Genomic DNA, 21,785 nt, shown 5'->3' with positions numbered 1-21,785 from the left:
GCGGGACCATCGTTCCGAATGCCGAAGCCGGATGCAAGGGCAGATGCACGTGCACGCGCCGGACCTGTCCCCTCCCGTGACGGTTCTTGCTCATTTCTTCCTACGCATACTTACGGACTTCTTTTCCGGGACGCCGGATTCCGTTACAGAACGAGTACGGGTCATAGCGTTTTGGTGGCAGACTGCGGGCCCTGGGGTTCGGGGGCCCCGGGACGCGACACACCGCGCAGACCACGCGCACGCCATTGCGATGGGGAGGGCAGGACTAGTGACCGCAGACGCCGGCGGTTCCGTGGTGCGCCGCATCCTCCTGGGCTCACAACTCAGGCGACTCCGAGAATCCCGCGGCATCACCCGTGAGGCGGCCGGCTACTCGATCCGCGCATCCGAATCGAAGATCAGCCGCTTGGAGTTGGGAAGGGTGAGCTTCAAGGCACGAGACGTCGAGGACCTCCTGACGCTCTACGGAGTGACCGACGGCGCGGAGCGGGAGTCCCTCCTGGGACTGGTCCGCGAGGCCAACGCCGCGGGCTGGTGGCACAGCTACGGCGACGTGCTGCCCGGGTGGTTCCAGACGTACGTCGGACTGGAGGGCGCCGCCTCGCTCATCCGCATCTACGAGGTGCAGTTCGTCCACGGACTGCTGCAGACCGAGGCCTACGCGCACGCCGTCGTCAAGCGCGGCATGCCCGGAGCCACGCCCGGCGAGATCGACCGTCGTGTCGCCCTGCGCCTGGAGCGCCAGAAGGCCCTCGTGTCGGAGAGCGCCCCGGTCTTCCACGCCGTCCTCGACGAGGCCGCCCTGCGCCGTCCCTACGGCGACCGCGACGTGATGCGCGGGCAGTTGGAGCACCTCATCGAGGTCTCGCAGCGGCCCAACGTGCAACTTCAGGTCATGCCCTTCTCCTTCGGCGGGCACGCGGGCGAGAGCGGAGCCTTCACCCTGCTGCGATTCCCGGAGTCCGACCTCCAGGACATCGTGTATCTGGAACAGCTCACCAGTGCCCTCTACCTGGACAAAGAAGAGGAAGTGGGTCAGTACACACGGGCCATGGAGCGGCTCCAGGAGGACTGCCCCGACGCGGACCGGACTCGCGATCTCCTGCGCGGACTGCTCCAACTGTCTTGATCCGCACGTACTATGACGTCTGATCAGTGCATGGCGATGACCGATCGGTCTCCGGTGCAGCGCACGGGTGCGCGCTCGCAGTAAGGGATGGCATGTCCATATTCGACGACCTGGCTCACCAGTACATCGACGGCGAATGGCTGGCCGGCACCGGTTCGTGGGACATCATCGACGTCAACCCGTACAACGGGGAGAAGCTCGCGGCCATCACCGTGGCCACCGTCGAGCAGGTGGACCAGGCCTACCGCGCCGCCGAGCGCGCCCAGAAGGAATGGGCCGCCACCAGCCCCTACGCGAGACGCGCCGTCCTGGAGCGCGCCCTGCGGATCACCGAGGAGCGCCGCAAGGAAATCGTCGAGGCGATGATCGACGAACTCGGCGGGACCCGCCCCAAGGCCGAGTACGAGGTCGACCTCGCGGCGGAGTTCATCCGCGAGGCGATCCAACTCGCCATCCGACCCGAGGGCCGCGTCCTGCCCTCGCTGGTCACGGGCAAGGAGAACCGCGTCCAGCGGCTCCCCGTCGGCGTCGTCGCGGTCATCAGTCCCTTCAACTTCCCGTTCCTGGTCACGATCAAGTCCGTCGCCCCGGCCCTGGCCCTCGGCAACGCCGTCCTGATCAAGCCCAACCAGAACGCGCCCGTGATCGGCGGCGGGGTCATCGCCAAGATCTTCGAGGACGCGGGCCTCCCGGCCGGCCTCCTCAACGTCCTGGTCACCGACATCGCCGAGATAGGCGACGCGATCCTCACCCACCCCGTCCCGAAGGTGATCTCCTTCGCCGGCTCGGACCGGGTCGGGCGTCACGTCGGTGCGGTCGCCGCCCGCCACTTCAAGCGGACCGTCCTGGAACTCAGCGGCAACAGCGCGCTGGTCGTCCTCGACGACGCCGATCTCGACTACGCGGTGGACGCGGCCGTCTTCAGCCGGTTCGTGTACCAGGGCCAGGTCTGCATGGCCGCCAACCGCATCCTCGTCGACGCCTCGGTCGCCGAGGAGTTCACCGCGAAGTTCACCGCGCGGGTGCGCGGCCTGAAGACCGGTGACCCGCGCGAGGCCGACACCCACATCGGCCCGCTGATCAACTCCTTCCAGGCCGACGCCCTCACCGCCCTCGTGGACCGCGCCGTCGAGTCCGGCGCGCAGGCGCTCGTACGAGGGTCTACGCGCGGCAACCTCGTCGAACCGACCGTGTTGGCCGGCCTCCCCGAGGACTCCCCGCTGCTGGCCCAGGAGATCTTCGGCCCGGTCGCGCTGCTGATGGTCTTCGACGGCGAGGACGAAGCGGTCCGGCTCACGAACGCGACCCCGTACGGGCTCAGCGGAGCGGTGCACACGCGCGACGTGGAACGCGGGGTCCGCTTCGCGCAGCGGATCGAGACCGGGATGATCCACGTCAACGACTCCACCATCGGCGACGAGCCGCTGGCGGCCTTCGGCGGCGAGAAGGCCTCGGGTCTGGGCCGGCTGAACGGCGAGGCCACGGTGGAGGCCTTCACCACCCAGAAGTGGATCTCGGTGCAGCACGGACGGACGCAGTTCCCGTTCTAGCCGGGGCTCCTCTTAGACTCGGCCGGGCAACCTGCAGACGCGCACGTCCCGGGGAGAACCGAGTTGACCAACATTCCGGAGACCGGGCGGACCCAGCGGGTCCAGAACCGCCTCGTGATCATCCAGATAGTGGTCTTCTCGCTGCTGCTGACGCTCGGCGGGCGCCTCTGGTACCTCCAGATCCGCAACGGCCAGGAATACACGGACGAGGCGAAGAACAACCACACCCAGCAGGTGGTCCAGCCCGCCGTGCGCGGTTCCATCCTCGACTCCCGAGGGGTCCCGCTGGCCGACAACGAGACCCGCATGGTGGTCTCCGCAAGCCGCACCGACCTGTCGAAGATGAAGGACCGCGGCAAGGACGTCCTGACCCGTCTCGCCGGGGTCCTCGGCCTCGACGCCACCGAGGTCACCGACAGCGTCCGACTGTGCGACGCCAAGACCCCCAAGCCCTGCTGGAACGGTTCCCCGTACCAGCCGATCCCCATCACCGACGAGGCGACCACCGAGCAGGTCCTGGAGATACGCGAGCACGCCGAGCAGTTCCCCGGCATCACCGCCGAACCCACCGCCCTGCGCCGCTACGCCGCCCCCGACCAGGCCAACACCTCACAGGTACTGGGCTACCTCTCGCCGGTCACCGACGAGGAGATCACCAAGGCCAAGAACTCCGAATCCCCCTACCTGCGCTCCGACCAGGTGGGCCGCTCCGGCCTGGAGCGCACCTACGACAAGGACCTCCGCGGCAAGGCCGGCGTGACCCACTACGAGGTGGACAACCTCGGCCGGGTCATCGGTCAGGCCGAGAGCGTGAAGCCGCAGCCCGGATCGAACGTCGTCACCTCGATCGACTCGCGGGTGCAGGCCGTCGCCGAGCGGGAACTGAACAACGCGATGATCGAGGCCCGCAAGGGCTACGACAAGAACACGCACCGCAACTACGAGGCCGACTCCGGCGCCGTCGTCGTCATGGAGTCCAAGACCGGCCGGATCGTCGCGATGGCCTCCAACCCGACCTACGACCCCAACGCCTGGGTCGGCGGGATCTCGGCCAAGGACTACAAGGCCCTCACCGAGAAGGGCTCCAACTACCCGCTGCTGAACCGGGCCATCCAGGGCCAGGCCGCCCCCGGCTCCATCTTCAAGGTGGTCACCTCCACGGCCGCCGTGAACGCCGGCTACCCCTTCAACGGCCGTTACCCCTGCCCCAGCTCCTACTCGGTGGGCAACCAGACCTTCACCAACTTCGAGTCCCAGGGCTACGGCGACATCACCATCGGCAAGGCCCTCGAAGTCTCCTGCGACACCGTCTACTACGGCATCGCGGACCGCGAGTGGAAGAAGGACGGCGGCATCAAGCCCAAGAACCCCGAGGACTGGTTCTTCAAGACGGCCCACGAGTTCGGCCTCGGCAAGCGCACCGGCATCGACCTGCCCAGCGAGGTGCCCGGCCGGGTCCCCGACCGGCAGTGGAAGAAGGACTTCTTCGAGGCGAGCAAGGTCGCCTGGTGCCGGGACGGCAAGAAGGACGGCACCTACGGCGAGCGGATCGCCTACGAGAACTGCCGCCAGGGCAACCAGCTCCGCGAGGGCGACGCGATCAACTACTCCATCGGCCAGGGCGACACCCTCGTCACCCCGCTCCAGATGGCCTCCGTCTACGCGGCCATCGCCAACGGCGGGACCCTGCACCAGCCCGCCGTCGGCAAGGCCGTCATCAGCCCCGACGGCACCTCGGCCCGGGAGATCGCGCCCAAGGAACTGGGCCGCCTCCCCATGGACCGGAAGCTCCGGGACAACATCGACCAGGCCCTGGCCTCCGTGGTCACCGACGGCAGCGCCGCCTGGCGGTTCGGCGGCTGGCCCCAGAAGCAGATCCCGATGCACGCGAAGACCGGTACCGCCGAGGTCCAGGGCAAGCAGACCACCTCGTGGTTCGCCTCCTACACCGCGGACTACTCGATCGTGATGACGATCTCGCAGGGCGGCACCGGCTCAGGGGCCTCGGGCCCGGCGGTCCGCAACATCTACGAGGCCATGTACGGCCTCGACGACGCCGGCAAGCAGGACCTGTCCAAGGCCCTCCTGCCCAAGCCCCGCACGGAGCTCCCGGCGATCAAGCCCGAAGCCCGCTAGCCGCTGCGGGTAGGGGCGGGGACGCGGACGCGGGCATCGGGAGGAACCGGTGCCCGCCGCCGCCCGATAGAGGACAGAAGCTGTCCGCAAGCCTTCGTAACGTGTCTCTCGTCAGCACAAGCGCACCAACGAAGGCGGTCGGTTCCATGGTCACCCACGTCCCCGCAGAGGCTTACGGCGACGAGCGCGGCGCGCTGCTCTCCTTCGTGGAGGCCCAGCGCGGCGCCCTGCGCCGCTCCCTCCTCGGCCTGACCGAGGAACAGGCCGCGAGCCGCCCCAGCGCGAGCGAGCTGTCCCTCTCGGGGCTGCTGAAGCACGTCGCGGAGACGGAACTGAACTGGCTGCGGATGGCCCAGCAGCAGCCGAACGAGAAGCAGCGCACCGAGGAGACCTGGAGCGACAGCTTCCGCCTCGTCGAGGGGGAGTCCGTCGCCGCGATGTCGGCCTTCTGGGACGGCGTCGCCGCCGAGCTGGAGGAGTTCGTCCGCACGGTGGCGAGCCTGGACGACACCTTCCCGCTGCCCGAGGCGCCCTGGTTCCCCAAGGAGGGCCGGGTCTCGATGCGCTGGTTGCTGATGCACCTCGTGGAGGAGCACGCCCGGCACGCGGGCCACGCCGACATCGTCCGCGAGTCCCTGGACGGCAAGACCGCCTTCGAGCTGGTGGCCCTGGAGAGCGCCCAGACCCGCGACCGCGGCTGACGCGACGCGCGGGCTTGCACCTCACGCCGCGTGAGGGACCACAGTGAAGGGCGTACTCGACCAGAGGAGCGGGAACGATGGGCCATTCCGTGGGCCAGGTCGCCGGGTTCGCCGGAGTCACGGTGCGCACCCTGCACCACTACGACGAGATCGGGCTGCTCTCTCCGAGCGGCCGCAACCACGCGGGGCACCGGCGGTACGACGACGCCGACCTCGACCGGTTGCAGCGCATCCTGTTCTACCGGGAGCTCGGCTTCCCCCTCGAAGAGGTCGCCGTATTGCTGGACGACCCGGACTCGGACCCGAGGGAGCACCTGCGCCGGCAGCACGCCCTCCTGACCGACCGGATCGCCCGGCTCCAGCAGATGGCCAAGGCCGTCGAGCACGCCATGGAGGCGAAGAAGATGGGCATCGACCTCACGCCCGAGGAACGGTTCGAGGTGTTCGGGGACAAGGATCCCGAACGGTACGAGCAGGAGGCGCGGGAGCGCTGGGGGGACAGCGAGACCTACGCGGAGTCGCAGCGCCGGGCCGCCACGTACACGAAGGACGACTGGAGGCTGATGCAGGACCAGGTGGCGGACTGGGGCGTCCGCTACTCGGCCCTGATGGACGCGGGCGAGCCGGCCGACGGCGAGCGCGCCATGGACATGGCCGAGGAGCACCGGCAGCACATCGGCACGTGGTTCTACGACTGCGGGTACGAGCTCCACACGTGCCTCGGTGACATGTACGTCTCCGACGAGCGGTTCAAGGAGTTCTACGACTCGATGCGGGCGGGTCTCGCCGAGCACCTGCGGGACGCGATCACCGCCAACGCCATCCGGAAGGTGTAGCCGGGGCGCGGGCAGAAGTTCCCCGTCCGGTCCCCGCAGGTACCTGGAACCTGGCGGGGACCGTGTGCGTTCATAATTGGAACCACCCGTCCTGCCTCGTGTCCCCGCACACACCCCCCGATCCAGGAGATCCCGGAACTCGTGTACACGCTTGCGCTCGGCCCTGAGTGGCTGTCCCCGGAGTACCTGATCGGGCATTTCGGCCTGATCGGCATCCTGGTCATCGTCTTCGCGGAATCCGGCCTCTTCGCGTTCCTGCCCGGCGACTCCCTGCTCTTCACCGCGGGCCTGTTCGTCGCGAGCGGCGACATCAGCCAGCCGCTGTGGCTCGTGTGCACCCTGATCGTCGCCGCCGCGATCATCGGTGACCAGGTGGGCTACCTGATCGGCAAGTACTTCGGTCCGAAGCTCTTCAATCGACCGAACAGCAAGGTGTTCAAGCGGGAGAATCTCGACGCCGCGCACGACTTCATGGAGAAGCACGGCCCCAAGGCGATCGTGCTGGCCCGCTTCGTGCCGATCATCCGCACCTTCGCGCCGATGGTCGCGGGCGCAGGCGAGATGAAGTACCGCACCTTCCTGACGTACAACGTCATCGGCGGCATCGCCTGGGGCGCGGGCGTCACCTGCCTCGGCTACCAGCTCGGCCAGTTCGACGTCATCAAGGACAACGTCGAGACGATCTTCATCGGGATCGTGCTGGTCTCCGTCATCCCGGTGATCTTCGAAGTGCTCAAGGCCCGCAAGAACAAGGCGAAGGCCGGCGAGAGCGCCGTCCGGCCCGGCGACGGCGCCCAGGACGACCCGCAGCCCCCCGGCGGGCGCGGCCGGCACGCGAAGCGCTAGCCGACCCCGTGCGGCCCTCCCCGGACCGCACACGGCCGCACAGGGCCGCGCACACCACCCTGTCGTACGACGAACGCCCCGCCCGACCTTCCCGGTCCGCGGGGCGTTCGTCGTAGGGGAGTCGCAGAAGGAGTCGCAGGGGGGCGGGGCAGGGGAGGGGCCTAGAACCCGCGGGTGCGCTTCGCGGCCCGGCGGTTGGCGGCGCTCGCGGCCCCCGGGATGCGCATGAAGAGCCGCGAGGCCTCCGAGCCGAGGTTGACGCCGATCGCGATGGCCAGGGCGATGGCCGCGGCGTTCACCAGTGACCCGAGCCCCTCGTTGAACCGGTTCTCGGCGATCAGCAGCAGTCCGTAGTACGTGGCCGAGCCCGGCAGCAGCGGGCCGATCGCCGCCGTCGTATAGGGCAGGGCGGAGGCGAAGCGGTAGCGGGAGAAGAGCTGCCCGAACAGGCCGACCAGCCCGGCCGCGATGGCCGTGGACGGCACGGGCGGGATCTCGCCCGCGTAGTGCAGGGCCCCGAAGGTGACCCAGGCGACGGCGCCGTTCAGCGTCACGATCAACACAGTGGAACGTTCCTGCTGGAGCAGGACCGCGAACGTGAACACCAGCACCATCGACGCGGCGATCTGGATCAACGGCCGCTGGGTGATCTGGAGGACCTCGTCGGGGTTCGGCTGCGCGTCGAGCTGGAGCCCGATGTACAGCACGACCAGCACGCCCATGATGATGCCGATGAAGAGGTACATGACCTCCAGCAGTCGGGCCGACGCCGTGATGTAGTAGCCGGTCAGACCGTCCTGCACGGCCGCGACCAGGGCCCGCCCCGGCAACAGCGCGAACAGCCCACCGGTGATCACCGCCGAGGCCTTGACGTCGATCTCGGCCAGCTTCAGCGCCACCCCTATGGCCGCGGGCGGCATCGCGGCGACCACGAACTGGTAGAACTCCGGCAGCCCGCGCCCCGCGCACAGCCAGGCCAACCGGTCGCCCAGGACCGCGCCGATCGCGGCGGCCAGGAAGACCAGCACCCCACCGCCGACCAGCGTGGAGGCCGCGCCGGCGAGCAGCCCCGCGGACGCGGTGAGCATCCACCCGGGGTACGGGTGCCTGTTGCGGCGGATCTCGGCGAGGCGGCGGTAGGCCTCCTCCAACGAGACGTCCATCTCGTGGGCGCTGATGTCGTCCACCAGCCGGAAGACGGCCGCCAGCCGGTTGTAGTCGGTACCGCGACGGCGCACCGTACGGTTCGCCGAGACCGGATCGTCCACCAGCGAGGGCTGGTGCGTCACGGACAACATGGTGAAGGTGACGGTGGGCTCGCAACGGTCCAGGCCGTAACTGCGGGCCACGGCGAACATCGCCGCCTCCACGTCCTCCGCCCCCTCGCCGCCGGCCAGCAGCAGCTCGCCGATGCGCAGCGTCAGGTCGAGCACGCGGCCCACGGCGGGCCCCGACTCGCTCACCCGCTGGACCGCCTCCGGCACCGGCCGCACGTCCACCGGCATGCGCAGCATCGTGCGCATCCGGTCCTGCCAGGGGGACTCCTTCATCCGCACCACGGGAAAGCCCTGGCCGGGCGTGTACGCGGGCGGGGACTGCGCGGCCGTGTAGGTGTGAGGCGTGGCGAACGCGGACCCCTCGGGCTCCACGACCACCGACGCCAAACCGTCCGGAACGGCGAACTCCGAGGTCGGTTGATCGTCCTCCGGCGCCTCCGCGTGTATCCCGACGGGTGCCGTGAACGCGCTGCGCGCCTCGTCGGATTTCGGCTTCCGGTCCTCGAAACCGACGCCCTCGCCCTCCGCCACCCGTCCTCCAGTCCACCGGCCGGCCCGTCCGCCGGCCTGATCATCAATCAGTATGCGGAACACGCCCGTCCATGGCGAAAGCGGAAGCCGCGCCCCGACCCCGCCTGCCCGACTTTCCCGACCGCACCCCGCCCGCACCCGGACCCCACGCCGCCCGCACCCGGCCCGGGCGGGGGAACGACAACGAGCGGCACCCCCTCCGAAAGGGGATGCCGCCCGCGATGTCATCGGGGAGCCGGGACGTCCCGACCACCCGTCATCGAGCCGAAGCTCAGTGGTGGCCGCCCTGGGCCTCAAGGCGCTTGTACGAGGCCTCGATCTCGGCCTCGGCCTCGGTACGACCCACCCAGTTGGCGCCCTCGACGGACTTGCCGGGCTCCAGGTCCTTGTAGACCTCGAAGAAGTGCTGGATCTCCAGGCGGTCGAACTCCGACACGTGGTGGATGTCGCGCAGGTGCTCGACACGCGGGTCCGAGGCGGGAACGCACAGCAGCTTGGCGTCGCCGCCGGCCTCGTCCGTCATGTTGAACATGCCGATCGCGCGGCACTTGATCAGGCAACCCGGGAAGGTGGGCTCGTCCAGGATGACCAGGGCGTCCAGCGGGTCGCCGTCCTCGCCCAGGGTGTTCTCGACGAAGCCGTAGTCGGCCGGGTAGCTGGTCGAGGTGAAGAGGCGACGGTCCAGGCGGATCCGGCCGGTCTCGTGGTCCACCTCGTACTTGTTCCGCGAACCCTTGGGGATCTCGATGGTGACGTCGAACTCCACGTCCTGCTCCTCCATGATCAGCTTCATTGCTTCGGGACTGCGTTGACTCACCTGCGTGCGCGTCCGATCCAGCCCTGCCGGGTGGGGTGCCATGCTCGCGGCAAGACGCAGTGGTTAAGTGTCCCTCACGCATAAGTGTGATCGCGAAAGGGGCTGGTCCGAGGTGCCATTGGACAAGACGTGGCAGCTCATCGCGGGGTCGGCCGTGGCCGGCCTCGCCCTCTCGCTGGCGACGGTGGCCGCCGCCGGTCCGTGGGACTCCGGCCAGCGTAAGGCCGAGCGGGACAGGGCCGCCTCCTGGAGCCGTACGGGTGGCGCAGATCACGCCGCCGGCGGCCTCCCGCAGGCCGCGCCGAGCGCCCCCGGCGTACTGGCCGGGATCGGCCGGGCACCCCGACAGGTGACCGCGGGCGGCCCCGGACTCGCCGAGGCACTCGAACCGCTGCTCGCCGACCGCGGGCTCGGCGACCTCCGATCGGCCGCCGTGGTGGACACCGCCACCGGGCAGGTCCTCTTCGAATCCCGCGCGCGCGAGGCCATGACCCCCGCCTCCACGGTCAAGATCGCCACGGCCGCCGCCGCCCTCGCCGCCCTGGGCCCCGAGCACAGGATCCGCACCACCGTCGTCCCCGGCACCGGACCCGGGCAGATCGTGCTCGTGGGCGGCGGCGACCCCTCCCTCACCGCCAGGAAGAAGGCACCGGCGGGCTCCGGCGGCAGCCTCGTCGCCCTCGCCGCCGACACGGCCCGCGCCCTCAAGGCCGCCGGGACGACCACCGTCGCCCTCGGCCACGACGACTCGCTCTACAGCGGCCCCACCCGCCACCCCATCGGCGTCAACGACAACATCGCCCCCGTCACCGCCCTCATGGCCGACGAGGGCCGCCCCGACGACTCCGTCTCCGGACCCGTCGACCGCACCGAGGACCCCACCGGGGACACCGCCCGCGCCTTCGCCACCCTCCTCGGTGAACGCGGCATCAAGATCACCGGCGACCCCGCCGAAGCCAAGGCCCCCACCGGGGCCAAGCCGCTCGCCACCACCCTGTCCACCCCCCTCGGCGGCCTCGTCGAGCGGATGCTGACCAACAGCGACAACGACATCGCGGAGGCCCTGGCCCGCCAGACCGCCATCGCCTCCGGACAGCCCGCGAGCTTCGAGGGCGCCGAGAAGGCCGTCGCCGCCCGGCTCGCCGCCCTCGGCGTCGACGTCACCGGCGCCCGCTTCGCCGACGGCAGCGGCCTGGCCCGCGCCGACCGGGTCACCACCGCCCTGCTCACCGCCGTCCTCGCCAAGTCCGCCGACCCCGAGCGACCCGAGCTGCGACCGGTCCTCACCGGCCTGCCCGTCGCCGGGTTCTCCGGAACCCTGCGCGCCCGCAACGCCGGCAACTCCCCGGCCGCCGGCCTCGTCCGCGCCAAGACCGGCACGCTGAGCGGGGTGAACGCCCTCGCCGGCACCGTCGTGGACCCGTCCGGACGGTTGCTCGCCTTCGCGTTCCTGACGGCGAACGGCCCCGACCCCGCCGCCGCCGAGAAGGGCCTCGACAAGCTGGCCGCCACCGTGGCGGGCACATCCGGGCCGTGACCGCGCCCTTCGGGGGGATCCGCCGCGGCGCCGGTCCACGTACGGTTGACGCATGACGAGCATCGGTGGTGTGGAGATGGTCGACTGGAACCTCGCGGTGGCGACCGCGACCCGGCTGGTCCGGCCGGGTCCGGAAGTCAGCCGCGACGAGGCCCGGGCGGTGGTGGCGGAACTCCGCCGGCACGCAAAGACCTCGGAACGGCACGTGCGCGACTTCACCCGGATGCTGCCCGACGGCGCCGAGGTGCACGACACCCCCGTCCTGGTCGTGGACCGGGTCGGCTGGGTCAAGGCCAACGTCGCCGGCTTCCGCGAACTGCTCGGACCCCTGCTCGGCAAGATGCAGGAACGCCGCGAGGGAACCCCCGGCGGCTCCGTGCTCGGCGCGTTCGGCGGCAAGGTCACCGGCGTCGAGCTGGGCATGCTGCTCAGCTTCCTGGCCTCCCGGGTGCTCGGCCAGTACGAGACCTTCGCGCCCGCGGGCCTCGACCTGCCGGGCTCCGCCGCCGGCGGCGGCCGACTGCTGCTCGTCGCGCCGAACATCGTGCACGTGGAACGCGAGCTGGAGGTCGCCCCCCACGACTTCCGGCTGTGGGTCTGCCTCCACGAGGAGACGCACCGTACGCAGTTCACGGCCGTCCCGTGGCTCCGCGCCCACCTGGAGGGCGAGATCCAGACGTTTCTCGGTGCCACCGAGATGGACCCGACGACCGTCCTGGAACGGCTCCGCGAAGCCGCCCAGTCCTTCGCGGGCGCCCGACCCGACGCCGAACGCGGCGACGAGGGCCGCTCGCTGGTCGAGCTGGTACAGACCCCCGAACAACGGGAGGTGCTGGGCCGGCTCACCGCCGTCATGTCCCTGCTCGAAGGCCACGCCGACTTCGTCATGGACGGGGTCGGCCCCGACGTGGTGCCCTCGGTGGCCGAGATCCGGGAGAAGTTCCAGCAGCGCCGGGCCAGTGGGGCCGGCCGACTCGACGCCACCCTGCGCAAGCTGCTGGGTCTCGACGCCAAACTCCGCCAGTACCGCGACGGCGAACGATTCGTCCGCGCGGTCGTCGGCCAGGTCGGCATGGACGGCTTCAACCGGGTCTGGACCTCACCGAACACGCTGCCGACCAAGGCGGAGATCGCCAAGCCCGCGGACTGGGTGGCCCGGGTGCACGGCAGGGGAAACGAGGACGGCGCAGCGGAGTGAGCCCGGGGCGATCCCGGCCGCCCCGGGGCGACCGGGAACGCCCACCGGGCGTCCGGGAGCCCCGAAGGGTCCACTTACCCGACTCACCCGCCCGACAGGCTTGAAATTGTCCCGTTGGGGGAAACAGCGTCACCCGTCCGAGGGACCGTGGGCCGTGGAAGGGCGTGCGATGCTCAGGGAACGGCTCGGTTCTGTCACCATCGACGCACTCTGAGTGACAACCGGTGCTCGCCGGAAGCTCCTCGCGGAGAACCCCGCCGATCACCGGCACCACCGAACACCCCTGCGCACCACCCCAACGCCTCCGAGGCATCCGAACTCCACGAAGGGCACCGGACATGGGTCCCCATCCTGCGGTCGCGGCGATACGCCTGGCGGTCCGCCGCGTACTCCACGACGTCCTCACCGACCTCACCGATCCGATCCAGCCACACCCGACCGGCCGCCCCGCCGACCGTCGCACCGCGCCCGGCACCCCGCCGCTCGTCCTCGTCGCCTGCTCCGGCGGCGCCGACTCCATGGCCCTCGCCTCCGCCCTCGCCTTCGAGGCCCCCAAACTCGGCATCCGCGCCGGCGGCGTCACCGTCGACCACGGCCTCCAGGCCGGCTCCGACCTGCGCGCCGCCGAAGTCGTCAGCCGCATGACCGCGCTCCGCCTCGACCCGGTGGAGTCCGTAGCCGTGCGCGTCGGCCGTGACGGCGGACCCGAGGCCGCCGCCCGCGACGCCCGCTATGGAGCCCTGGACGCCACCGCCGACCGGCTCGGAGCCGCCGCCGTACTGCTCGGCCACACCCGGGACGATCAAGCCGAAACCGTCCTGCTGGGGCTCGCCCGAGGCTCCGGCATCCGCTCCCTCTCCGGCATGGCCGAGAAGTCCGGCGGACCCGGCCGCACCAACCGCTACCGTCGCCCCTTCCTGCAGATCGACCGGCAGACCGCCCGCAAGGCCTGCATGGTCCAGTCGCTCCCCGTCTGGGACGACCCCCACAACATCGACCCCGCCTACACGCGCTCCCGACTGCGCCACGAGGGACTGCCCGCCCTGGAGAAGGCGCTGGGCAAGGGGGTCGTGGAGGCGCTCGCCCGCACCGCCCAGCTCTCCCGGGACGACGCCGACGCCCTCGACGCCTGGGCCGCCGACGCGGACGCCGGCGTCCGCGACGCGGACGGCCGCCTGGAGTGCGCGAAGTTGTACGCGCTGCCCCCCGCCGTCCGCCGCCGCGTACTGCGCCGGGCCGTGGTCGCCGCCGGCTCCCCCGCAGGCTCCCTCTTCGCCCGTCACATCGAGGAAGTGGACCGGCTCATCACCGGATGGCGCGGTCAGGGCGCCATCAACCTGCCCGGCCGGGTCGAGGCCCAGCGGCAGGGTGGCAGACTTGTCATTCGGCAGGGCTGATCGGTGCTGAAACGCGGCTGAGCCTCCGGAGGCACCCACCTCCGGAGTCGCGGCCGACAACGAAAGTGATGCGGGTGGACGAGAAGGACATGGGTTCCGACCTCGAGTCGGTGCTCATCACCAAGGAAGAGATCGACGCGAAGCTCGCCGAGCTGGCAGCGAAGATCGACGCGGAGTACGCGGGCAAGGACCTGCTCATCGTCGGCGTGCTCAAGGGCGCGGTGATGGTGATGGCGGACCTGGCACGCGCCTTGTCCACCCCGCTCACCATGGACTGGATGGCGGTGTCCTCCTACGGCGCCGGGACCCAGTCCTCGGGCGTGGTCCGGATCCTCAAGGACCTCGACACCGACATCAAGGGCAAGCACGTCCTGATCGTCGAGGACATCATCGACTCCGGCCTGACGCTGTCCTGGCTGCTGTCGAACCTGGGCTCGCGCGAACCCGCGTCCCTCCAGGTCGTCACGCTGCTGCGCAAGCCCGAGGCCGCCAAGGTCGCGATCGACGTGAAGTGGGTCGGCTTCGACATCCCGAACGAGTTCGTCGTCGGATACGGCCTGGACTACGCGGAGAAGTACCGCAACCTGCCGTTCGTCGGCACGCTCGCCCCGCACGTGTACGGCGGCTGACTCCGACGGCCGCACGCGCCCGCGTCCCGACGCGGGCGCGGCACACACCCCGACCCCTCCCGGGGAACCGACAGGGAAACCTGGGGAACCTGGAGGCGATTCCCGCCGTTGGAGCAGGGGAAGGTGGGTCTGTCAGCCGTCCCACGAGGCCGCGGGTGACAATACAGGGGTACATTCCGAAGAACAGTCTTTACTCACAGCAGCATTTACCTACGGGCAGGAGGGACGGGGTGCCTAGCGCCCCGTATGGATGGACGTGAAGCGATACTTCCGTGGGCCGGTCATGTGGATCGTGCTGGCCGTCCTCGCCGTGGTCGTGTTGATGAACGTCGTCGGCTCCGGCGGCGGCTACAAGTCGGTGGAGACCAGCGAGGTCATCAAGGCGATCAACAGTGGCCAGGTGGAGAGCGCCAAGCTCACCACCGGTGACAGCCAGATGATCAAGATCGAGCTGAAGAAGGACCAGAAGCTCGGCGACAACGACGGCACCAAGTTCCAGGCCAACTACATCGGGGACCAGGGCGTCCAACTCGCCCAGAACCTCCAGACCAAGTACGAAGCCGGTCAGATCCCGGACGGTTACACCGTCTCCCCGGACAAGACCAGCCCGTTCCTCAGCGTGCTGCTCTCGCTGCTGCCCTTCGTCCTCATCGTGGTCGTCTTCCTGTTCCTGATGAATCAGATGCAGGGCGGTGGCTCCCGGGTGATGAACTTCGGGAAGTCCAAGGCCAAGCTCATCACCAAGGACACCCCGAAGACGACGTTCGCCGATGTCGCGGGTGCGGACGAGGCCGTCGAGGAACTCCACGAGATCAAGGAGTTCCTCCAGGAGCCGGCGAAGTTCCAGGCGGTCGGCGCGAAGATCCCCAAGGGTGTGCTGCTCTACGGCCCGCCCGGCACCGGAAAGACCCTGCTCGCGCGTGCCGTCGCGGGCGAGGCCGGTGTTCCCTTCTACTCGATCTCCGGTTCCGACTTCGTCGAGATGTTCGTCGGTGTCGGTGCCTCGCGTGTCCGCGACCTGTTCGAACAGGCCAAGGCCAACGCTCCGGCGATCGTGTTCGTCGACGAGATCGACGCAGTCGGCCGGCACCGCGGTGCGGGCCTCGGCGGCGGTCACGACGAGCGTGAGCAGACCCTCAACCAGCTGCTCGTCGAGATGGACGGCTTCGACGTGAAGGGCGGCGTCATCCTGATCGCCGCCACGAACCGACCCGACATCCTCGACCCGGCGCTGCTGCGTCCGGGCCGCTTCGACCGGCAGATCGCGGTCGACCGTCCCGACATGCAGGGCCGTCTGGAGATCCTCAAGGTCCACCAGAAGGGCAAGCCGGTCGCCCCGGACGTCGACCTGGGCGCGGTCGCCCGTCGCACGCCCGGCTTCACGGGTGCCGACCTCTCCAACGTCCTGAACGAGGCCGCGCTGCTCACGGCCCGCTCGGACAAGAAGCTGGTCGACAACCACGCGCTGGACGAGGCGATCGACCGTGTCGTGGCGGGCCCGCAGAAGCGGACCCGGATCATGTCGGACCGGGAAAAGAAGATCACCGCGTACCACGAGGGCGGACACGCCCTGGTCGCGGCGGCCTCCCCGAACTCCGACCCGGTCCACAAGATCACCATCTTGTCCCGCGGTCGGGCCCTGGGTTACACCATGGTCCTGCCCGACGAGGACAAGTACTCGACCACGCGCAACGAGATGCTCGACCAGCTGGCTTACATGCTGGGCGGGCGCGCGGCCGAGGAACTGGTCTTCCACGACCCGACCACCGGTGCGGCGAACGACATCGAGAAGGCCACCGCAACGGCCCGCGCGATGGTCACGCAGTACGGCATGACCGAGCGTCTCGGTGCGATCAAGTTCGGCGGCGACAACACCGAACCGTTCCTCGGGCGCGAGATGTCGCACCCGCGGGACTACTCGGAAGAGGTCGCGGCGCTGGTCGACGAAGAGGTCAAGAAGCTCATCGAGACCGCGCACAACGAGGCCTGGGAGATCCTGGTCGAGAACCGCGACGTCCTCGACAACCTCGTCCTCGCGCTGCTGGAGAAGGAAACGCTGAACAAGGAGCAGATCGCCGAGGTCTTCTCCACCATCGTGAAGCGTCCGGCCCGCCCCGCGTGGACCGGTTCCTCCCGCCGCACCCCCTCCACCCGTCCGCCGGTGCTCTCTCCCAAGGAGCTCCAGCTGACGAACTCGGCGAACGGCACCTCGGCGGCGACGCCGGCCGTGTCGGTGGACAAGGACCCGGAGCCCTCCCCGGAGGAGCGTCCCGAGGCCTGATCAGTCCCGGAATGGATGCCGCGCCCCCCAGGTTCTAGCCTGGGGGGCGCGGCACTTTCACGTGCGCGTGTGCGTAGACAGGAACGAGGAAGAGATGACCGACCCAGTGACCCTGACCGGTGGCGAGGGCACGATCGGCGAGTTCGACGAGAAGCGCGCCGAGGCGGCCGTCCGGGAACTCCTGATCGCGGTCGGCGAGGATCCGGACCGCGAGGGCCTGCTGGCGACCCCGGGGCGGGTCGCGCGGGCGTACAAGGAGATATTCGCCGGTCTGCGGCAGCGCCCGGAGGACGTCCTGACGACGACCTTCGACCTGGGTCACGACGAGATGGTCCTGGTGAAGGACATCGAGGTCATGAGTACCTGTGAACATCATCTGGTCCCCTTCCACGGCGTGGCGCACGTCGGCTACATCCCGTCCACCGACGGCAAGATCACCGGACTGTCGAAGCTCGCCCGCCTGGTGGACGTGTTCGCCCGCCGTCCTCAGGTGCAGGAACGGTTGACCACCCAGATCGCCGAGTCCGTCATGGAGATCCTGGATCCGCGCGGGGTCATCGTGGTCATCCAGTGCGAGCACATGTGCATGACCATGCGCGGGGTTCGCAAGCCGGGAGCGAAGACCATCACGTCCGCCGTCCGCGGTCAGCTCCGTGACCCGGCGACGCGCAACGAGGCGATGAGCCTGATCATGGCCCCCTAGCCGGATTGTCAGACCTGCCCGATAACGTCGTTGATCAGACGATTGGCCTGATCGGGGGCGGGATGGGCGGGCTGCCAAGCAACCAGACCGTGAATCGGGTCGCCGGTGTGGCTCGGGCGCGAAGCCTCTGTGCCGGTGATCGGCTCTGGACCCTGGACGGTGACCGGACGGTGCCCACGGCTGTTCTGGGCGTCGCGGCCGTGAATGCCCGCGAGGTCGTGGAGGTGGTCACGGCCGGGCAGAGCTTCACGGTGGCGCCCGACCAGCTGCTGCGTACCGGTGACAGGTGGATTCCGGCCGCACAATCGGCAGGAACCATGGTGGTGTGGACGCCGCCGCGCAAGCTGTGTCGGCGCCGTCCGGTGATTCGGGCCGGCTATGACTTCGGCTACTTGGTGGGAGCCACCTGCGCCGACGGCACGGTCGGCAAGAACTACGTGTCGCTCGTCGTGAACGACAAGGGCTTCGCGGCCATGTACGCCGAGTCCCTGACGTCGGCCACCGGCCTCACCGCCCAGCTGGAATCCGTGACGAGGCCGTCCGGCTTCCTCCAGCGTGACCTTCCCGGATTCCGCGTGCGCGTGGTGTCCTCGTACCTGGCGGACGCCCTACGGCAGTACGTGGGCGGCGACGCACACCACATGCGCCAGGGCTTTCCCCGCGTCGTGTTGAGAGACCTCGCCACCTTCGGAGGCTTCCTGGACGGATACGCGGATGGCGATGGCTTCCGGCACAAGAACTGGCACGGTCGCACGGTCGTCAGCGCCAACGTTCCCTTCCTGGCAGAGCTGGCCACGATCATCGGAGCCCGCTTCACGCCGCTGAACGGGAAGGCGTCACAACTGGTGATCACCGACCGCTGGCAGCAGCGGGGCACCTTCCATGCGGAGGAACACCCCGTACACCTCGTGGAGCGCCAGACGGCGATGGTGTCCGAGGTCCGACCCCGCAGGGCCACCGGAGCCAAACCCTTCACCCTCTACACCTACCGGCTCGACCCGCATCCCCACTTCCTGGTGAACGGGCACGTGGTGTGGGCCGGGGCCTGACGGGTGGACCTCGGCCTCAGGCCGGTGCCGGGGCCTCGGGGGCGGTGTCGTCGTCCTCCGGGAGCTTCAGGACGCGTTCCAGGAACAGGGCGGCGGCGATGACCGCCGCGCCCGCCAGGACCGAGCCGCCCGCGTACCAGGCCTGGTCGCGGCGGGCGGGCACGTCGAGGGCGTCCGTCAGCAGGAAGACGCCGACGCCGCCGTACATGCCCGCCACGAGGGCCGCGACCAGGGCGCTGGCCTGTCCGAAGACCACCGCCCGGGCCGCCATCAGGGGCTCCACGCCCTTGGCCCCGGGGCGGCGCTCGCGCTGGGCCTTGAGCCGGGCGCGCATCGACAGGGCCGTCGCGAAGAGCACCACGGCGATGACCGCGAGCACGATCGGGGCGGCCAGGGGGACGCCCGGCAGCGTGCCGTAGGAGTTCCAGAGCCGGGCGCCCGCCCAGGACAGCACCCCGGCGACCAGGAAGATGCCCGCCAGGACCGCCGGCCTCAGTTGCTTCACGTACCCGTTCCCCGCTTTCCGCACCGATTCGTCAGGCAGTGAACAGGCTAACGACTAGTCGGGGAGGTGGAGTTCCAGGTCGGGTCGCGGCGTGACCCCGGTGAGGCCGATTCCGGCCAGCAGGCCGGCGACCGCGCCGCGGCCCGGGAGCTGGGCCTCCGGGTCGATGTCGTGCCAGGGGGCCAGTACGAAGGCGCGCTGGTGTGCCCGCGGGTGCGGGAGGGTGAGGACCGGGTCCTCGGAGATCACGTCGGCGTACGCGACGATGTCGACGTCGATGGTGCGGGGCCCCCAGCGTTCCTCGCGGACGCGGTCGAAGGCCTCCTCGATGGCGTGCCCGCGCTCCAGGAGCGAGGACGGCGGCAGGGTGGTCTTCACCGCGACGACGGCGTTGAAGTACGCGGGCTGCGAGCCGGGCTCGACGCCCCAGGGCTCGGTCTCGTAGACGGGGGAGACGGCCTTGACCCGCAGGCCGGGGGTGTCCCCGAGGGCGTCGATGGCGCCCTGGAGGGTCTCCAGCCGGTTGCCGAGGTTCGCGCCCAGCGCGACCACGGCCCATTTCGGGTTGGACAGGGTGACGTCCGCCGCGTCGACCGCCTCGACTACGGAGGCGGGCACCGGCTGGACGGTGGGGTCGCTCTGGGCGTTCAGTCCGTTGTTCATGCGCGGCTCCGGGTGATCGTGATGGTCACGTCGTCGAAGGGGACGGTGATCGGCGCGTCCGGCTTGTGGACGATGACCTCCACCTGCGCCACCGCTTCGTGCTTCAGGCACTGCTGGGCGATTCGCTCGGCGAGCGTCTCGATCAGGTCGACGGGCTCTCCCTGGACCACATCGACGACTTCTTCCGCGACTACCCCGTAGTGCACGGTCTTAGCCAGGTCGTCTCCGGCTGCCGCGGGTCGGGTGTCGAGGTGGAGCACCAGGTCCACGATGAAGGTCTGGCCTTCCTCGCGTTCCCGGGGGAAGACGCCGTGGTGCCCGCGAGCCTTGAGGCCGCGCAGCGCGACACGATCCACGCGAATCACTCCAACTTTCGTAGGTGCATCCGCCCCGGGACTTCCCGGGGCCATGGGCCTACGCCGAGTGCGGTCGGCGTCGTCCGCCTTCGAATTTACCTGCGATGTACGCCGCCCCCCGCCCTTGGGGTCAGTCGGAGTCCTCTTCGTCCTCATCTTCGGAGTCCGTAAGGACCGGTGAACCGTGGTGGGACCAGAGCCGCCAGCCCTCCGGTGTGCGTCGGAACACATTCGTGGCGACGACCAGCTGACCGACCAGGGGACCCAGTTCGCCGCCGTCCTCGGCGGGGCCGCCGCTGAGGATGTTCTCGGTGCAGCTGACGAGTGCGGTGTCGCCTATGACGGTGACCTTGGTGTCGGTGAGGAAGAACTGGATGTACTCGGTGTGGGACATGATCAGGGCGTAGGAGCGCAGGACCTCGCCCCGTCCCGACAGCACGGGCCAGCCCGGGTGGACGCAGGAGATCTCGTCCTCCAGCCAGAGCGCCGACAGTGCGTCGAAGTCCCCCTGCTCCATGGCCTCGTAGAAGGCCGTGTTGACCTCTTCGACGGCTTCGATGTCGGTACGGCTCACCGTGCTCCTTCCTTGTCGGTACGACGGATCACAGTGCCCCTTCCACCGCACGGGCCACCCGAACCGCGTCCGCGGTCGCCCGTACCTCGTGTACCCGTACCGCCCAGGCGCCCTGGTGGGCGGCGATGGCGGACACGGCGGCCGTGGCGGCGTCCCGTTCGCGGGCGGGCGGCGGGGCGGCGCCGTCGGCGCCTGCCAGGACCCGGCCGAGGAAACGCTTCCGCGAGGCGGCGACCAGCAGCGGGAAGCCCAGGGCCCGCAGCTCGCGCAGGTGGGCGACCAGGGCCAGGTCGTGTTCGGCGTTCTTCGCGAAGCCGAGGCCGGGGTCGACGAGGAGCCGTTCGGGGGCGATCCCGCCGGCGACGACGGCGTCGATCCGGTCGCGCAGTTCGGCGGTGACTTCGGCGACGACGTCCTCGTACACGGCCAGGTTGTTCATGCCGGCGCTGAATCCGCGCCAGTGCATGACCACGAACGGCACCTCGGCGGCGGCGACGGCCGGGATCATGCCGGGGTCGGCGAGCCCGCCGCTGACGTCGTTGACGAGTACGGCGCCGGCGGCGACGGCCCGGGCGGCGACCTCGGCGCGCATGGTGTCGACGGAGACGGCGATCCCCTCGGACGCCAGCCCGCGGACGACGGGGACGACCCGGCGCAGTTCCTCGGCGGCGTCGACGCGGGAGGCGCCGGGGCGGGTGGACTCGCCGCCGACGTCCACGAGGTCGGCGCCCTGCGCGACGAGGTCGAGGCCGCGCTTGACCGCCGCGGTGGTGTCGAACCAGCGGCCCCCGTCGGAGAACGAGTCGGGGGTGACGTTGACGACGCCCATGACCCCGCAGCGATCCCACTCCGGCAGGCCTGTCACCCGGCCCCTGGCGGTGACCCCGTGGTTCGTGTTCATGGGTCCAAGAGTAGAGCTGACCTGGATATGACAGGGCGCCGAGACGTTTCGGCCCTGTGTCGAGGGCCCCGTGGAACGCGGACGGCCCCGCCCTGGTGGGGGCGGGGCCGTCCCGGGCGGGGCCGTCCCGGGCGGGGCCGTCCCGGGCGGGGCCGGGTGCGGGGCGGGT

The 21,785-nt window shown here is 70.0% G+C and carries 19 protein-coding genes and 1 pseudogene; 13 read left to right on the top strand and 7 right to left on the bottom strand.

Annotated elements, in window-relative coordinates:
• Positions 1-250 precede the first annotated feature (250 nt).
• The 6 genes and pseudogenes from ACQEVM_RS32575 to ACQEVM_RS32550 all read left to right on the top strand — a co-directional run bounded on the left by ACQEVM_RS32575 (position 251) and on the right by ACQEVM_RS32550 (position 7,198).
• A complete protein-coding gene (locus tag ACQEVM_RS32575) occupies positions 251-1,129 on the top strand; it encodes a helix-turn-helix domain-containing protein (RefSeq protein ID WP_433084966.1) in 879 nt (292 codons plus the stop codon).
• Between the two features lie 92 nt (positions 1,130-1,221).
• A complete protein-coding gene (locus ACQEVM_RS32570; protein ID WP_433084964.1) occupies positions 1,222-2,679 on the top strand; it encodes an aldehyde dehydrogenase family protein in 1,458 nt (485 codons plus the stop codon).
• 63 nt (positions 2,680-2,742) lie between these two features.
• Positions 2,743-4,806 (top strand): annotated as a pseudogene (gene mrdA, locus ACQEVM_RS32565) (penicillin-binding protein 2); the annotation flags it as partial.
• Positions 4,807-4,961: 155 nt separating this feature from the next.
• Positions 4,962-5,516 (top strand): DinB family protein, encoded by a 555-nt coding sequence (locus tag ACQEVM_RS32560; RefSeq protein ID WP_433084962.1) that lies wholly within the window; start codon positions 4,962-4,964, stop codon positions 5,514-5,516.
• Positions 5,517-5,593: 77 nt separating this feature from the next.
• Entirely contained in the window at positions 5,594-6,352 is a 759-nt protein-coding gene (locus ACQEVM_RS32555; RefSeq protein ID WP_433084960.1) for a MerR family transcriptional regulator, read from the top strand.
• A gap of 141 nt (positions 6,353-6,493) precedes the next feature.
• Positions 6,494-7,198, top strand: coding sequence for a DedA family protein (locus ACQEVM_RS32550; RefSeq protein WP_433084958.1), 705 nt, complete (start codon positions 6,494-6,496; stop codon positions 7,196-7,198).
• A 161-nt stretch (positions 7,199-7,359) separates the two neighbouring features.
• On the opposite strand, the gene ACQEVM_RS32545 is transcribed toward ACQEVM_RS32550, so the two are convergent.
• On the bottom strand, positions 7,360-9,006 hold the full coding sequence (locus ACQEVM_RS32545) for a threonine/serine ThrE exporter family protein (protein WP_433084956.1): 1,647 nt from the start codon (positions 9,004-9,006) through the stop codon (positions 7,360-7,362).
• 271 nt (positions 9,007-9,277) lie between these two features.
• The gene (locus ACQEVM_RS32540; protein ID WP_214947725.1) at positions 9,278-9,772 is read right to left on the bottom strand and encodes an inorganic diphosphatase; all 495 of its coding nucleotides are present in this window, start codon (positions 9,770-9,772) and stop codon (positions 9,278-9,280) included.
• Positions 9,773-9,935: 163 nt separating this feature from the next.
• On the opposite strand from ACQEVM_RS32540, the gene dacB reads away from it, so the two are divergent.
• The 7 genes from dacB to ACQEVM_RS32505 all read left to right on the top strand — a co-directional run bounded on the left by dacB (position 9,936) and on the right by ACQEVM_RS32505 (position 18,617).
• Positions 9,936-11,360, top strand: a complete 1,425-nt coding sequence (dacB, locus tag ACQEVM_RS32535; RefSeq protein WP_433084954.1) for a D-alanyl-D-alanine carboxypeptidase/D-alanyl-D-alanine endopeptidase — start codon at positions 9,936-9,938, stop codon at positions 11,358-11,360.
• Positions 11,361-11,412: 52 nt separating this feature from the next.
• A complete protein-coding gene (locus tag ACQEVM_RS32530) occupies positions 11,413-12,558 on the top strand; it encodes a zinc-dependent metalloprotease (RefSeq protein ID WP_433084952.1) in 1,146 nt (381 codons plus the stop codon).
• Between the two features lie 338 nt (positions 12,559-12,896).
• Positions 12,897-13,955, top strand: coding sequence for a tRNA lysidine(34) synthetase TilS (tilS, locus tag ACQEVM_RS32525; protein WP_433084950.1), 1,059 nt, complete (start codon positions 12,897-12,899; stop codon positions 13,953-13,955).
• A gap of 68 nt (positions 13,956-14,023) precedes the next feature.
• Positions 14,024-14,584 (top strand): hypoxanthine phosphoribosyltransferase, encoded by a 561-nt coding sequence (gene hpt / locus ACQEVM_RS32520; RefSeq protein WP_053678471.1) that lies wholly within the window; start codon positions 14,024-14,026, stop codon positions 14,582-14,584.
• A 250-nt stretch (positions 14,585-14,834) separates the two neighbouring features.
• Complete coding sequence (ftsH, locus tag ACQEVM_RS32515) at positions 14,835-16,865, top strand: ATP-dependent zinc metalloprotease FtsH (RefSeq protein WP_053678470.1); 2,031 nt, start codon at positions 14,835-14,837, stop codon at positions 16,863-16,865.
• Positions 16,866-16,959: 94 nt separating this feature from the next.
• Positions 16,960-17,568, top strand: a complete 609-nt coding sequence (gene folE / locus ACQEVM_RS32510; RefSeq protein ID WP_053678468.1) for a GTP cyclohydrolase I FolE — start codon at positions 16,960-16,962, stop codon at positions 17,566-17,568.
• Positions 17,569-17,738: 170 nt separating this feature from the next.
• Positions 17,739-18,617, top strand: a complete 879-nt coding sequence (locus ACQEVM_RS32505) for a hypothetical protein (RefSeq protein WP_433084947.1) — start codon at positions 17,739-17,741, stop codon at positions 18,615-18,617.
• A 16-nt stretch (positions 18,618-18,633) separates the two neighbouring features.
• Here ACQEVM_RS32505 and ACQEVM_RS32500 read toward each other — a convergent pair whose 3' ends face one another.
• The 5 genes from ACQEVM_RS32500 to folP form a co-directional block, all read right to left on the bottom strand.
• Positions 18,634-19,122, bottom strand: a complete 489-nt coding sequence (locus ACQEVM_RS32500; RefSeq protein ID WP_433084945.1) for a DUF3180 domain-containing protein — start codon at positions 19,120-19,122, stop codon at positions 18,634-18,636.
• A 54-nt stretch (positions 19,123-19,176) separates the two neighbouring features.
• Positions 19,177-19,785, bottom strand: coding sequence for a 2-amino-4-hydroxy-6-hydroxymethyldihydropteridine diphosphokinase (folK, locus tag ACQEVM_RS32495; RefSeq protein ID WP_433084943.1), 609 nt, complete (start codon positions 19,783-19,785; stop codon positions 19,177-19,179).
• Positions 19,782-20,141 (bottom strand): dihydroneopterin aldolase, encoded by a 360-nt coding sequence (folB, locus tag ACQEVM_RS32490; protein ID WP_053678462.1) that lies wholly within the window; start codon positions 20,139-20,141, stop codon positions 19,782-19,784. Before folB ends, folK begins: the two co-directional genes overlap by 4 nt.
• Positions 20,142-20,271: 130 nt before the next feature.
• Positions 20,272-20,715 carry a nuclear transport factor 2 family protein gene (locus tag ACQEVM_RS32485; protein WP_078998882.1) on the bottom strand — a complete coding sequence of 148 codons (444 nt, stop codon included), beginning with the start codon at positions 20,713-20,715 and terminating at the stop codon, positions 20,272-20,274.
• 28 nt (positions 20,716-20,743) lie between these two features.
• A complete protein-coding gene (gene folP / locus ACQEVM_RS32480; RefSeq protein WP_433084940.1) occupies positions 20,744-21,616 on the bottom strand; it encodes a dihydropteroate synthase in 873 nt (290 codons plus the stop codon).
• Positions 21,617-21,785: the final 169 nt, after the last annotated feature.

This window comes from Streptomyces sp. CA-243310 (assembly GCF_050936775.1).
In the GTDB taxonomy this organism is placed as follows: domain Bacteria; phylum Actinomycetota; class Actinomycetes; order Streptomycetales; family Streptomycetaceae; genus Streptomyces.
The sequence above is the reverse complement of the archived record's forward strand: the minus strand, read 5'-3'. Positions and strand labels throughout refer to the sequence as shown.